We start from the raw sequence: 13,531 nt of genomic DNA, 5'->3' as shown, positions 1-13,531 counted from the left end.
TGGTGACGCATGGGCGGCGTGCCTGAACCCGTGCGGTGCAGTGTGATCGAGCCGTTTCCCGCATGAACGAGGAATGCCTTGCGCATGGCGAAAAGCCGTGCGCAAGGCATTCCTCATATCGGCGTCCGAGTGGTGTCTGCCATCGGGTGCTTCCTGAATGCGTTCAGTCGATGAGCTTGTAGCCGTGGTCGGCGACGACGCTCTTGAGCTTCTCGAGATAGGTTTCGGCGGCCTTGGAGAGCTTGGCGCGCTCGTTGGTGATCCAGCCGACGAGCATCGTCTCGTCCGAGTCGAGCGGGACGGTGCAGATCTTCTCGTTGTTGAGGTCGCCGTTGTCGATGCCCGTGCACACCGTGTAGCCGTTGAGGCCGATGATGAAGTTGAGGATCGTGGCGCGGTCGGTCACGTTGATCTGCTTGGGGGAGTAGTCCGGCCAGACGGCCTCCTCGGCGAAGAAGAAGGAGCCGTCCTCTCCCTGCTCGTACTGGATGAACGGGTAGGGCTTCAAGTCCTTCATCGTGACCATCTTCTTCGAAGCGAGCGGGTTCGTGCGCGCCAGGAACACGTGCAGCGGCGCGCGGAACAGCGCGTGGAACTCGAGGTGCTTCTCGCGCAGCAGCTTGCCGATGACGTCCTTGTTGAAGTCGGACAGGTAGATGATGCCGACGTCGGAGCGCATGTTCGCCACCGAGTCGATGATGTCGCGCGTGCGCGTCTCGCGGATCGTGAACTCGTATTCGTCGGAGTGGATGGAGTCGATCATCTCGACGAACGCCTCGACCGCGAACATGTAGTGCTGCGTGGACACGGTGCACAGCTGCTTGCGCGGCTTCGCGTTCTTGTAACGCTCCTCGAGCAGCGACGCCTGGTCGAGGACCTGGCGTGCGTAGGTGAGGAACTCAGCGCCGTCGACCGTCAGGGCGATGCCCTGCGAGGAGCGGGTGAAGATCTCGATGCCGAGTTCCTTCTCCAATTCCTTGACGGAGGAGCTCAGGGCCGGCTGCGAGACATAGAGCTCGTGTGAGGCCTCGTTCATAGAACCGCATTCGACGATCTTGACGATGTATTTGAGTTGCAGAAGCGTCATAAATATCAGTTATAGCAGTGGGGATGGTCGAAGGGTGAGGTTATAGCCGGTCGCTTCCACGCCGGTGGACGCCATGTGAGACATCGGACACGCGTCCGACTTCGCGGCTCCGCACGCCCGGCCGGGGCGCGTCGAGCCGCTACAGACGCACGCCGAGCGCGGCGAGGGAGTCGCGGGCGGCCACGGCGCCGGAGAACAGCAGGCCATGGATGCCGACCTCCTTCGCGCCGGCCACGTTCTTCGCGGTGTCGTCGAAGAACACGCAGCGCTGCGCCTCAAGACCGAAGCGGGAGAGCGCCAGCTCGTAGATGTCCGCGTTCGGCTTGTGCATCTTCTCCACGCCCGAGACGACGGTGCCGTCCAGCAGGTCGTCCAGCACAGGGTATTTGTCGAAGGCGATGTGGATCGTTTCGTGCGACCAGTTCGTCAGCCCCCACACGCCGTAGCCGTGGGATTTCAGATCGCGCAGCAGCTGCTCCATGCCCGGCAGCATGCGCGGCAGCGCGTCGCCGTAGTGTTCGATGTAGTACCTGAAGATCAGTGCGATGTCCTCGCCCTGCTCGCGGACCACATCCGGATAGATGCGGGCGAAGTCCTCGCCGGCGTCCATGCGGTCCTCGTAGCGGAAGAAACCGTGCGGGTCGTCGTCGGCGCAGATCGCGTCCACCACATCGTCGGGGAAGCGCCCCGCCAGACAGGCGCGCGTGCTCCAGTCGAACAGCACGCCGCAGAAGTCGAAGATCACGTCGGTGATGGGGGAGTCGTGCATGGCGTCTCCTTGATTGATATATAAGGTATCGATATGCGGGGCGTATCGATATGAGGTCAAACGGATACGGCACCAGTGTACGGGCGGGGTGGAATCTATCGGATCCGCCGATCCCTGTCGGTCCGTCCCCTCCGGACCGGGCGTGTTAGCGAACCGTTAGCGAATCGCCGTCGGGCATATACGTAGGCGTATGGGACCCGTAAAAACCGTTTCCGTTCCTTCACATCATCCATAGCATTGAAGACGCAATGACCCGATGGCGCAGTCGCGCCCGCCGACATGGCGGGCGCAGCACCGTCGGATTTGTTTGATGAAAAGGAGAAAGACATGCCCTGGTGGGTAGATGTTGCCTATGTAGTGGGCACGATTGTCATCTTCGTCCTGTTCGACCTCTTCGGAAAGTGGGTGGACAAACTATGATGACGTTCTTCACCGTGCTGGGTGTAGTGCTGGGACTGGCGGGAATCGCCTACATGATCTATTCCCTGTGCCGTCCTGAGAAATTCTGATCGAAGCTGTCTAGGGAACAAAGGTTCATCACATGGTATATCTTTTTGCGATCATGGCATTCGCGCTGATTGCCATCATCCTGGCGGCGATCTACAAGCCGCTGGGCGACTACATGTACAACGTGGTCACGTCCGACAAGGACTTCTTCTTCGAGAAGTGGATCTACAAGATCGTCGGAGTCGACTCCAAGAAGGGCCAGACTTGGAAGGCGTACCTGCGCGCCCTGCTCGGCTTCTCGCTGCTGAGCGTCCTGGTCCTCTACCTGCTCCAGCGCGTGCAGCAGTGGCTGCCGTTCTCGCTGGGCTTCCCGAACGTCGAAGGCCCGCTTGCGTTCAACACCGCGGCCTCGTTCGTCACCAACACGAACTGGCAGTCGTACTCGCCTGACGTCACGCTCGGCTACACCGTCCAGTTCGCCGGCCTGACCGTGCAGAACTTCGTGTCCGCGGCCGTCGGCATCGCGGTCGCGATCGCGCTGGTGCGCGGCATCGCATGGCGCAAGTCCGAGACCATCGGCAACTTCTGGGTCGATCTGACCCGCATCACGCTGCGCATCCTCATGCCGATCGCCATCGTCATGGGCGTCGTCCTCATCGCGCTCGGCGTCGCGCAGAACTTCGCGGGCTTCGTCGACGTCAACACCGTCGCCGGCGGCACCCAGAAGATCATGCAGGGCCCGGTCGCCTCCCAGGAGGTCATCAAGGAGCTCGGCACCAACGGCGGCGGCTTCTTCAACGCCAACTCGTCGCATCCGTACGAGAACCCGAACATGTGGACCAACCTCATCGAGATCCTGCTCATGCTGTGCATCCCGGTGGCGCTCACCCGCACCTTCGGCCGCATGGTCGGCGACATCCGCCAGGGCTACGCGCTGCTCGGCGCCATGGTCATCCTCTTCGGCGCGAGCTTCTTCTTCGTGGTCACGGCCGAGTCCTTCTCCGTCGACCCGATCACCACGCTGACCGGCGGTTCGATGGAAGGCAAGGAGACCCGCTTCGGCATCGTGTGGTCCGGCCTGTTCGGCACGACCTCCACCAGCACCTCCACCGGCGCCGTCAACTCGATGCACGACTCGTACACCGCGCTCGGCGGCATGATGTACATGCTCAACATGATGCTCGGCGAGGTTTCGCCGGGTGGTGTGGGCGCCGGCCTGTACGGCATCCTCGTGATGGCGATCGTGGCCGTGTTCATCGCCGGCCTCATGGTCGGCCGCACGCCTGAGTACATCGGCAAGAAGATCGGCCCGCGCGAGATGAAGATGGCGTCGCTGTACTTCCTCGTCATGCCGATCACGGTCGTCGCCGGCGTCGCCCTGAGCTTCGCCGTGCCGTTCGCCCGCCAGTCGATCTTCGACACCTCGCTCAACAACAGCGGCAGCCATGGCTTCTCCGAGGTCGTCTATGCGTTCACCTCCGCGGCCAACAACAACGGTTCCGCCTTCGCCGGCATCACCGCCGACACCCCGTGGCTCGACACCATGCTCGGCCTGGCCGTGCTGCTCGGACGATTCCTGCCGATCGCGCTCGTGATCGCGCTGGCCGGCTCCCTCGCCAAGCAGGACAAGGTGCCGGAGACCTCCGGCACGATGAAGACCGACAACGGCCTGTTCGTCGTCCTGCTGGTGTTCGTCATTGTACTGATTTCCGCGCTGACGTTCTTCCCGACGCTTGCTCTGGGACCGTTGGCAGAAGGTTTGGTGGCGTGATATGACTTCCGCAACTGTCAACGACGTCGCGAACAACGCGAACTCCATCGTGAGCGACGTCAACCAATCGAACAACAAGTCCCTCGGAGCCATGCTGGGCAAGAGCCTGCCGGACGCGTGCCGCAAGTTCGACCCGCGCAACATGGTGCACAACCCCGTCATGTTCATCGTGTGGGTGGGCGCCGCGTTCCTGACCCTGCTTGGCATCTTCCAGATCTTCGACGGCTCCCTCGCCAACGGCGAGCCGGTCTACTTCACGTGGATCGTCGCCGTCGTGCTGTGGCTCACCGTGCTGTTCGCGAACCTCGCCGAAGCCGTCGCCGAAGGGCGCGGCAAGGCGCAGGCCGACGCGCTGCGCAAGACCCGCACCACCACCCCCGCGCATATCATCAAGGGATACGACGAGAAGAACGACCCCGACGCGCGCGGTCCGGAGAAGGGTGAGGGCTCCGCATACATCGAGGAGATCCCCAGCTCCGACCTGAAGCTCGGCGACGTGGTCGTCGTGGCCGCCGGCGAGCTCATCCCCGGCGACGGCGACATCATCTCCGGCATCGCCTCGGTCGACGAATCCGCCATCACCGGCGAATCCGCCCCCGTCATCCGCGAGTCCGGCGGCGACCGCTCGTCCGTCACCGGCGGCACCCGCGTCCTTTCCGACCGCATCGTCGTGCGCATCACCCAGAAGCCCGGCGAGAGCTTTGTCGACAAGATGATCGCCCTGGTCGAAGGCGCCAACCGCCAGAAGACCCCGAACGAGATCGCGCTCGACGTCCTCCTGAGCTCGCTGACCATCATTTTCCTGGTCGTCGTGCTGTGCATCAACCCGCAGGCCTCCTCGGTCGACGCCTCCGTGAGCCTGACCGTGCTGATCGCCCTGCTGGTATGCCTCATCCCGACCACCATCGGCGCCCTGCTGAGCGCCATCGGCATCGCCGGCATGGACCGTCTGGTCCAGCGCAACGTGCTCGCCACCTCCGGCCGCGCCATCGAGGCCGCCGGCGACGTGACCACCCTGCTGCTCGACAAGACCGGCACCATCACCTACGGCAACCGTCAGGCCTCCGAATTCCACGCCCTCCCCGGCGTGGACCACGCCGAGATGGTCAAGGCCGCGGCTCTGAGCTCGCTGGCCGACTCCACCCCGGAAGGCCAGTCCATCGTCGCCCTCGCCAAGACCGAAGGCTTCGATCTGGACGAGGTCCCGGGCGCCGTGGACGTGGCCTTCACGGCCGAGACCCGCATGTCCGGCCTCGATTTGCCGAACGGCGACCGCATCCGCAAGGGCGCGACCTCCGCCGTCGAGGCGTGGATCGACAAGGAAGGCGGCACGATGAGCGTCGAGGTCCGCGACGCCCTGCACGAAAAGGTCAACTTCATCTCCGGACAGGGCGGCACCCCGCTCGTCGTCGCCGAGCAGTACGCCAACGGCGAGGTCAAGGTGCTGGGCGTCGTCCAGCTCAAGGACGTCGTCAAGAAGGGCCTGAAGGAGCGCTTCGCCGACCTGCGCAAGATGGGCATCCGCACCGTCATGGTCACCGGCGACAACCCGCTGACCGCCAAGGCCATCGCCAAGGAGGCAGGCGTCGACGACTTCATCGCCGAGGCCAAGCCCGAGGACAAGCTCGCCTACATCAAGAAGGAGCAGGCCAACGGCCAGCTCGTCGCGATGACCGGCGACGGCACCAACGACGCCCCCGCGCTCGCGCAGTCCGATGTCGGCGTGGCCATGAACTCCGGCACCTCCGCCGCGAAGGAGGCCGGCAACATGGTCGACCTCGACTCCGACCCGACCAAGCTCATCGACATCGTCCAGATCGGCAAGCAGCTGCTCATCACGCGCGGCGCGCTGACCACCTTCTCCATCGCCAACGACGTGGCGAAGTACTTCGCCATCATCCCGGCCATGTTCATGGAGAAGTTCCCGGGCCTCGGCGTGCTCAACATCATGGGCCTGCACAGCTCGCTGTCCGCCGTGCTCTCCGCGATCATCTTCAACGCGATCATCATCGTGCTGCTGATCCCGCTCGCGCTCAAGGGCGTCAAGTACCGTGCGGAGGCTTCCGAGAAGATCCTCGGCCGCAACCTGTCGATCTACGGTCTCGGCGGCATCGCCGCCCCGTTCGTCGGCATCTGGATTATCGACCTGTTCGTCCGCCTCATCCCGGGCTTCTGACCGGATGCAGGGCATATAAGGAGCAACAATGAAATCCTCAATGTCATTGAATCTGCGCAGCTACTGGGCCGGGTTCAAGGCCGTGATGGTCTTCACCGTCATCGTGATCGTGTACACGTTCGTGATGACCGGCATCGGCCAGCTCGGCATGCCCGACAAGGCCAACGGCTCGATGGTCACCAACTCGCAGGGCGAGGTCGTCGGATCCTCGCTGATCGGCCAGTCCTTCACCGACGAGAACGGCGACGCGCTGCCGCAGTACTTCCAGTCGCGTCCGTCCGCCGCGTCCGACCCGAACAAGGACGAGGACAACCAGGGCTACTACGCGGCCGCGTCCTCCGGCACCAACAAGGGCCACGCCGACGAGGACCTCATCAAGAGCACGACCGAACTGCGCAAGGCCATCGCCAAGCGTGAGGGCGTGAGCGTCAAGGATGTTCCGGCCGACGCGGTCTCCGCGTCCTCCTCCGGCCTCGATCCCGCCATCAGCCCCGCGTACGCGGCCATCCAGGTCAAGCGCGTCGCCAAGGAGCGCGGCCTGAGCGAGGAGAAGGTCGAGGAGCTGGTGCGTGAGAACACCACCGGCCGCGGTCTCGGCTTCGTCGGCGAGGACACGGTGAACGTGGTCACGCTGAATCTGGCGCTGGACGAGCTCGACTGACGTCCGGCCGTATGACCGACAGGGGTGACGGTGCGAAGTGCTGCGCCGTCACCCCTTCGGTGCGTTCATCGTATACAGTCGGTATCGGGAAGTACGCGGTACCGGCACGGGATCGGGGGAATGGAAGCATATGGCTGAGGCTCGTGGATCGTTCAGAGTGCTGCTCGGCGCCGCTCCGGGCGTTGGCAAGACCTGCGCGATGCTCAAGGAGGGGCATCGTCTCGCCGAGGAGGGGCAGGACGTCGTCATAGCCCTGTTGGAGACGCACGGCCGCAAGGCCACGCAGCATGCGGCCGAGGGGTTGGAGAGTGTGCCGCGCAGGCGCATCCGCTACCGTGGCATGTGGCTTGAGGAGATGGACCTGTTCAAGGTCATCGAACGGCACCCTCAGGTCGCGCTCGTCGACGAGCTCGCCCACACGAACGTGCCCGGATCGGTGCATGAGAAACGCTGGCAGGACGTCATGGACCTGCTCGATGCGGGCATCGACGTCATCACCACCATCAACGTGCAGCACATCGAATCGCTCAACGACGTGGTCCGCGACATCACCGGCAGCACGCAGAAGGAGACCGTGCCGGACAAGGTCCTGCGGTCCGCCACGCGCGTCGAGCTCGTCGACCTTCCGCCGGAAGGACTGCGCGAACGACTCTCCGCCGGTCTCGTGTACAAGCCGGACCGCGTCGACGCGGCGTTGAGCAACTACTTCCGCGTCGGCAACCTCACGGCCCTGCGCGAGCTCGCACTGCTATGGCTCGCCGGCCGCGTCGACGAGACCCTCAAGCAATACCGCGACGAGCACCACATCAAAGCCAAATGGGAGACGCGCGAGCGTGTCATCGTCGCATTGTCGGGCGGGCCCGAAGGCGAGCAGCTGCTGCGGCGCGGCGCCCGCGTCGCTAGGGCTTCCGGCGGCGGCGACCTGATCGCCGTGCACGTCACCCCCGAGGACGGTCTCGCCGGATCCAACCCCGCGCTGCTCATCAAACAGCGCGACCTGGTGGAGAAGCTCGGAGGCACGTTCCATCAGATCGTCGGCGAGGACATCGCCGACGCCCTCCTCGATTTCGCGCGCGCCAACAACGCCACCCAGGTGATCGTAGGCGTCTCCAGACGGGGTCTGCTGTCGCGCTGGCTGGGCAGGCCGTCGACGCCCAACGGCATCATCGAGAAATCCGGCGACATCGACGTGCATATCGTCACGCATACCTTCGCCAACAAGGGACTGGCCGGCATCCGCATGCCGTCGAGACGTCACGCGCCCATGGCGCTGGGACGCACGATCGGTGGACTGCTGTTCTCCGCGGTCTCGGTTCCTGTCGTCGCATGGGCGTTGTCGGCGTTCAGCTCCATGGCGTTCGTCCAACGCGACGCGCTCATCCTCCAGCTGCTGGTCGTCATCGCCGCGGTCATCGGCGGCTTCGTCCCCGCCACCCTGTCCGCATTGCTCAGCGGTCTCGTGCTTGACTTCCTGTATACGCAACCGGTGGGCACGCTCCATGTGATGCACGCGTCGGATGTCGCCACCATCATCCTGTACATCGTCGTGGGGCTCATCGTCTCCGCCGTCGTCGACAGGGCCGACTCCCACACCAGGCAGGCCCAGCGCGCCAGCGCGGAGTCGGAGATCCTCGCCTCCGTGGCCGGTTCGGTGCTGCGCAGCGACGACCCGTTGGAGGCGATCGTGCACCGCACGCGCGAGGCGTTCGGATTCGACTGCGTGCGCGTCGTGCAGGACGGCCGCATCATCATCTCCGACGGGGAGCCCGCGCCCGCGAAGGATTCCGACGGGAACCAGGCGGCTGGCGCGTCCGTCGAAGAGCCCGAGACCATCGCCCATGACGAGCACGGCCCCGCGCTCAAGCTCTACGGCAGATCCATCGAAGCCTCCGACCAGCGTATGCTCATGGCGATCCTCTCCCAGATCGAGACCGTGCTCGAGCACAACGACCTGGAACGCAAGGCCAGCGAAATCGGTCCGCTCGCACAGGCCGAGCGCGTCCGCACCGGCCTGCTCAACGCGGTGAGCCACGATCTGCGCCGTCCGCTCGCCTCCGCGACCGCGGCGGTCTCGGGACTCGAGCGCATGGGCGCCACGATGAGCGACCGCGACCGCGAGGATCTGCTGTCGGTCGCGTCCAACGGACTCAAGCAGCTCACGAAACTCGTCACCGACCTGCTGGACGTGTCGCGCATCCGCGAAGGCGCCCTGCCGTTGTCGCTCGTCGCCACCGACGTGGGCGAGACCATCATCCCCCTGTTCGACGAACTCGGCATCGGGCCGTGGAGCGTCGACCTCGACATCGCCCCGGATCTGCCGCTGGTCGTGGCCGACCCGCCCCTGCTGCGCCGTGCGTTGTCGAACGTGGTGGTCAACGCCCTCCGTTTCACGCCGAAGGACCGACGCGTGCGCATCGCCGCCTCGGCGTTCAACGGCGTGGTCGAGATCCGCGTCGCCGATCAGGGGCCCGGCGTGCCGGACTCGCGCAAGGACGACATCTTCCTGCCGTTCCATCGGCTCGGCGACACCGACAACACCACGGGACTCGGTCTGGGCATGGCGTTGTCGAAGGGGTTCGTGGAATCGATGGGCGGTTCGATATCGCCCGAGGACACGCCCGGCGGCGGGCTCACCATCGTCATCACCCTGCGCGCCGCGGGCGCCTCGCTGGAGGCGGGCCAGCCGATACCGAAGGACGAGCTGCCGAATCCGGCGGATATCCTCGAACAGGACACGTTGAAGGTATCGGACGCCGTCTCGGACGTCATCCTGCCGTTGCCGGGCCGCGGACGTTCCGACGAGCGCGGACTCGACAGGTTCATCACCTACGGCGTGATGCGCGGCGGCTCGGACGATCCCGCGGACCATGACGGCGTGACGGCGGACACGAAAGCGGACGACGCCCCCCGGCCGGTGAATGCCGCGACCGAGGAGCATACGGATATGACGGATATGAAGGAGGCGGATGCATGATGAAGATTCTGGTGGCGGACGACGATCCGCAGTTCCTCAAGGCGTTGAAGATCACCCTGCATTCACAGGGCTACGACATCGTGACTGCCCGTGATGGCGTCGAATGCATCACCGTGGCGGTACGCGAACACCCCGACCTGTTCGTGCTCGACCTCGGCATGCCCCGCATGGACGGCATGGGCGTGATCCACGGCGTGCGCGGATGGACTGAGGCCCCCATCCTCGTCGTCTCGGGCCGTACCGACGCACGTGAGAAGGTCGCCGCGCTGGACGCCGGCGCCGACGACTACGTGACCAAGCCGGTCTCGATCGACGAGCTGCTCGCCCGCATCCGCGCGCTGCTGCGTCGCGTGACGTTGGAGAACGCCGCGGAAAGCGAATCTCCGACGGTCGCATTCGGCGACGTGACCGTGGACCTCAACGCGCGTGCGGTGTTCCGTGGGCGTCAGGGGCAGCAGGTGCGCGTCAAGCTCACGCCCACCGAATGGAAGGTGCTGGAGGTGCTCGTGCGCAACGCGGGCAAGCTCGTCACCCGGCAGGACATGCTCACCACGATCTGGGGCGCCAGCCATGTCAAGGACACCGGCTACCTGCGCCTGTACGTCTCCCAGTTGCGCCGCAAGATCGAGCCCGACCCGGCGCATCCGCGCTATCTGAAGACCGAAACGGGCATGGGGTACCGTCTCGACGTCACCGGCGCCGCCGACTGACCGCAGACTCCCCATAAACTAAATGAACGGGCCCCGCCGGGAATCCTCCCATGCGGGGCCCATGTCGTCAGGCGATGGCGTCCGCCAACGAGTCGGGTATCGCAGCGATCACGTCGGAGGCGACGATCGGATGGCCCAACGTGTCGAAGCGCTGACGGCTCGCGTTCATGCCGAACAGCTCCGGCGGCTCCCAGCCGCATTGCTCCGATTCCGAGGCGATCGCCGCCGCGGAGCCGTGCAGGTATGCGGCGGCCGAGGCCGTGCGCGCGACCGTCCATGGATCGTACGGCGCGGGCGAGGGACCGTCGCCCGCGCGCTCCTCGTCGTCCACGTCGTCCACGGCGGCGTCCGTATCCATCTGGGCGAGCAGCGCGCCGGTCATGCCGGCCAGCACGTCGCCGGCCCCGGCCGTGCCCAGCCATGCCGGCGCGGCGCCCGCGACCAGCACGCGCGCGCCTTCGCCCACCACGATCGTCGCCGCCCCCTTGAGCAATACGGTCGCGCCGGTGCGGTCCTGCGCCTGACGGGCGCAACGCAGCGGTTCGACCTCGACCTGCGCCGCGGCGACGCCCAACAGGCGCGCCAATTCGCCCGCATGGGGCGTGATCACCACCTGTGGCACGACGCGCTCCGGCAGCAGGTCGAGCGCGCCCGCGTCCACGACGATCGGCGGCATCGACGACGCGTCCTGCGCGTCGGCGGCGTAATGGCCGAGCAACGCGGCGATCGTCGCACGCTGCACGTCATCGCCGGCATCATCGCCCGCCGGCACGCCGGAACCGACCACCCACGACTGCACGTGCCCCTTGCCGAGCACCGCCTCAGGCAATGCCGCGAGCACCATGTCCTGCGCACGTTCCGGGCCGAGGTAGCGCACCATGCCCACGTTCGTGCGCGCCGCCGCCCTCGCGGTCAGCACCGCAGCGCCGGGGTAGCGCGACGAGCCGGTGACCAGCCCGACCACGCCGCGCGAGTATTTCGCGTCGCCGACACGGGGAAGCCGTACCGCCTCGGACGCCGACTCCCGATCCGTCGCCTCGACGAGCGGCGTCGCGCCGTCCAGATCGAAGCCGAAGTCCGCCAGTGTGATGCGACCGCAGGCGAACGTCGCCGGAGGCAATATCGCGCACGGCTTCATCGCGCCGAACGTCACGGTCTCATCCGCCGGGATGTAGGCGCCCGTCAGCGAGCCATCGTCCACGCCCACACCGGACGGCGTATCCATGGCGAGCACCATCGGCAGCTCCCCGTCCGATTCGCGACCCGGCAGCGCCGGACGGTCGGGGAGCGGGCCGTCGCCGCCGCGCGCGTCCGCCGCGGGCAGGCCGAGCGCCGCGGCGACCGCGGCGGGCACTCCGCGCAGCGGACCGTTCAACCCGATGCCGGTCATCGCGTCGATGACCAGATGCGAACGGCGCGCCACACGGACCGCCGCCTGCAGACGCTCGCCGGCCTCTCCCGCAGAAAAACCGGATGCGCAGCCGGGGATCTCGGCGTCGGGGTCGAGCACCAGCACCTTGCCGCCGGCACGTACGAACGCGGCGAACCCCTCGTCATGCAGGGAGCGGCCCACCGCCACGGCGTTCACCTGGGCGCCCTCCTCGGCGAGCAGCGCCGCGGCGAACAGTCCGTCGCCGCCGTTGTCGCCGCCGCCGGCGAGCAGCGTCACGACCGCATCCTCGATATCGACGCCCTCGTCGTCGAGCATCCTCGCGGCCGTATGCGCGGCCGCGTTCGCCGCCATGCGCATCAGCGGCACCCCGTCGTCGAGCAGCGGACGCTCCATCGCGCGCACATCCGCGGCCGTGAAGGCGCTGTGCAGCAGGACCTCGCGGCGTTCCTCATCGTTCGGTGTATCCATGGCGACCTCCTAGGTTCCGTCCGCCCTCCTGTGCGCGCCGTCGGAACAGGGCGCGCCGGCGGCGGCTCGCGGGCTACCCACCAGTGTAGTCGCGCCGCCATGCCCGCCCCGTATGCCCCATCATGCGGTTTCGGGCATTTGACCGCGAAGGCCGCCGGCCCCTATCCTGTATGGCGATACGGCGCCGGCGGCGTGCAAACGGAACCCCGAGCGCATGAGACAGGCCCGGCCGTCGCGGCCGGGCGGGAAGGAACGGACCATGTTCGGCAGAAGGAACGGCGGACTGTTCGCCGACGGCAAACCCACGCTCGCCCAGTGCGACCCCGAATTCATCGACCTGTTCTCGGCCTTCGCCTACGACGAGGTCGTGCACGAGCCGGGTGCGAACCATCCGGACCTCGACGACGCCACGCGTTCCATGGCGATCCTCGCCACGCTCATCGGCAGTCAGGCCACGGACGCCTACGGGATGCTGCTGCCCGTTGCATTGAAAAGCGGCGTGACCCCGGCCCAGGCCAAGGAGATCGTCTATCAGGCGGTCGCCTACTGCGGCTTCGGGCGCGTGCTGCCCTTCCTCACCATCACCAACGACGTGCTCGCCGACCAAGGCGTCGGCCTGCCGCTTGAAGGCAGGGCGACCGTCACCGCCGACACGCGCGCCGCCGCCGGTGAGGCCAAGCAGATCGAGATCTTCGGCGAGGGAATGCGTGGGTTCGCACATTCCGGCCCCGAAGACACGCGGCACATCAACAAATGGCTCGCCGACAACTGCTTCGGCGACTACTACACGCGCACCGGGCTCGACACCCGCCACCGCGAGATGATCACCCTGTGCTATCTGGCCGCGCAAGGCGGATGCGAGCCGCAGCTGACCGCCCACGCGAAAGCCAACATCGCCGTCGGCAACGACAAGGCGTTCCTCATCGCCGTCGTCTCGCAGTGCATGCCCTACATCGGTTACCCGCGCACGCTCAACGCGCTCAGATGCGTGAAGGAGGCCGCGGCGGCGGCCGAGTGACGCGCCCGGCAGCGGGCATCCCGTCCGTTATAGTGTTCGTTGGCAAAATCCACGGCA

The 13,531-nt window shown here is 66.2% G+C and carries 9 protein-coding genes; 6 read left to right on the top strand and 3 right to left on the bottom strand.

Going from position 1 to position 13,531, the window contains the following annotated elements; genetic code table 11:
- Positions 1–163: 163 nt before the first annotated feature.
- A complete protein-coding gene (locus AC1AYP_RS05460; RefSeq protein WP_101622705.1) occupies positions 164–1,087 on the bottom strand; it encodes a LysR family transcriptional regulator in 924 nt (307 codons plus the stop codon).
- Between the two features lie 139 nt (positions 1,088–1,226).
- Positions 1,227–1,856 (bottom strand): HAD family hydrolase, encoded by a 630-nt coding sequence (locus AC1AYP_RS05455; RefSeq protein ID WP_101622706.1) that lies wholly within the window; start codon positions 1,854–1,856, stop codon positions 1,227–1,229.
- A 541-nt stretch (positions 1,857–2,397) separates the two neighbouring features.
- Here AC1AYP_RS05455 and kdpA point away from each other — a divergent pair.
- The 5 genes from kdpA to AC1AYP_RS05430 all read left to right on the top strand — a co-directional run bounded on the left by kdpA (position 2,398) and on the right by AC1AYP_RS05430 (position 10,595).
- Positions 2,398–4,074 (top strand): potassium-transporting ATPase subunit KdpA, encoded by a 1,677-nt coding sequence (kdpA, locus tag AC1AYP_RS05450; protein WP_101622707.1) that lies wholly within the window; start codon positions 2,398–2,400, stop codon positions 4,072–4,074.
- Between the two features lies 1 nt (position 4,075).
- Positions 4,076–6,250, top strand: coding sequence for a potassium-transporting ATPase subunit KdpB (gene kdpB / locus AC1AYP_RS05445; RefSeq protein WP_101622708.1), 2,175 nt, complete (start codon positions 4,076–4,078; stop codon positions 6,248–6,250).
- Positions 6,251–6,290: 40 nt separating this feature from the next.
- Positions 6,291–6,911 (top strand): K(+)-transporting ATPase subunit C, encoded by a 621-nt coding sequence (gene kdpC, locus AC1AYP_RS05440; protein ID WP_243394475.1) that lies wholly within the window; start codon positions 6,291–6,293, stop codon positions 6,909–6,911.
- Between the two features lie 130 nt (positions 6,912–7,041).
- On the top strand, positions 7,042–9,885 hold the full coding sequence (locus tag AC1AYP_RS05435; protein ID WP_476544913.1) for an ATP-binding protein: 2,844 nt from the start codon (positions 7,042–7,044) through the stop codon (positions 9,883–9,885).
- The gene (locus AC1AYP_RS05430; protein WP_476547070.1) at positions 9,882–10,595 is read left to right on the top strand and encodes a response regulator; all 714 of its coding nucleotides are present in this window, start codon (positions 9,882–9,884) and stop codon (positions 10,593–10,595) included. The genes AC1AYP_RS05435 and AC1AYP_RS05430 overlap by 4 nt, the downstream gene beginning before the upstream one ends.
- Before the next feature lie 67 nt (positions 10,596–10,662).
- On the opposite strand, the gene AC1AYP_RS05425 is transcribed toward AC1AYP_RS05430, so the two are convergent.
- Positions 10,663–12,456 (bottom strand): bifunctional ADP-dependent NAD(P)H-hydrate dehydratase/NAD(P)H-hydrate epimerase, encoded by a 1,794-nt coding sequence (locus AC1AYP_RS05425; RefSeq protein ID WP_101622711.1) that lies wholly within the window; start codon positions 12,454–12,456, stop codon positions 10,663–10,665.
- Between the two features lie 259 nt (positions 12,457–12,715).
- Here AC1AYP_RS05425 and AC1AYP_RS05420 point away from each other — a divergent pair, with 259 nt between their 5' ends.
- Entirely contained in the window at positions 12,716–13,474 is a 759-nt protein-coding gene (locus AC1AYP_RS05420; protein ID WP_101622712.1) for a carboxymuconolactone decarboxylase family protein, read from the top strand.
- Positions 13,475–13,531 lie beyond the last annotated feature (57 nt).

It is taken from the genome of Bifidobacterium sp. LH_424 (assembly GCF_056356895.1).
The sequence above is the reverse complement of the archived record's forward strand: the minus strand, read 5'-3'. Positions and strand labels throughout refer to the sequence as shown.

Excerpts from the sequence above, each read along its gene's own strand:
- AC1AYP_RS05455 (WP_101622706.1), bottom strand. The coding sequence starts at position 1,856 with ATGCACGACTCCCCCATCACCGACGTGATCTTCGACTTCTGCGGCGTG.
- AC1AYP_RS05430 (WP_476547070.1), top strand. The coding sequence starts at position 9,882 with ATGATGAAGATTCTGGTGGCGGACGACGATCCGCAGTTCCTCAAGGCG.
- AC1AYP_RS05435 (WP_476544913.1), top strand. The coding sequence starts at position 7,042 with ATGGCTGAGGCTCGTGGATCGTTCAGAGTGCTGCTCGGCGCCGCTCCG.
- AC1AYP_RS05425 (WP_101622711.1), bottom strand. The coding sequence starts at position 12,456 with ATGGATACACCGAACGATGAGGAACGCCGCGAGGTCCTGCTGCACAGC.
- kdpA (WP_101622707.1), top strand. The coding sequence starts at position 2,398 with ATGGTATATCTTTTTGCGATCATGGCATTCGCGCTGATTGCCATCATC.
- kdpC (WP_243394475.1), top strand. The coding sequence starts at position 6,291 with ATGTCATTGAATCTGCGCAGCTACTGGGCCGGGTTCAAGGCCGTGATG.
- kdpB (WP_101622708.1), top strand. The coding sequence starts at position 4,076 with ATGACTTCCGCAACTGTCAACGACGTCGCGAACAACGCGAACTCCATC.
- AC1AYP_RS05460 (WP_101622705.1), bottom strand. The coding sequence starts at position 1,087 with ATGACGCTTCTGCAACTCAAATACATCGTCAAGATCGTCGAATGCGGT.
- AC1AYP_RS05420 (WP_101622712.1), top strand. The coding sequence starts at position 12,716 with ATGTTCGGCAGAAGGAACGGCGGACTGTTCGCCGACGGCAAACCCACG.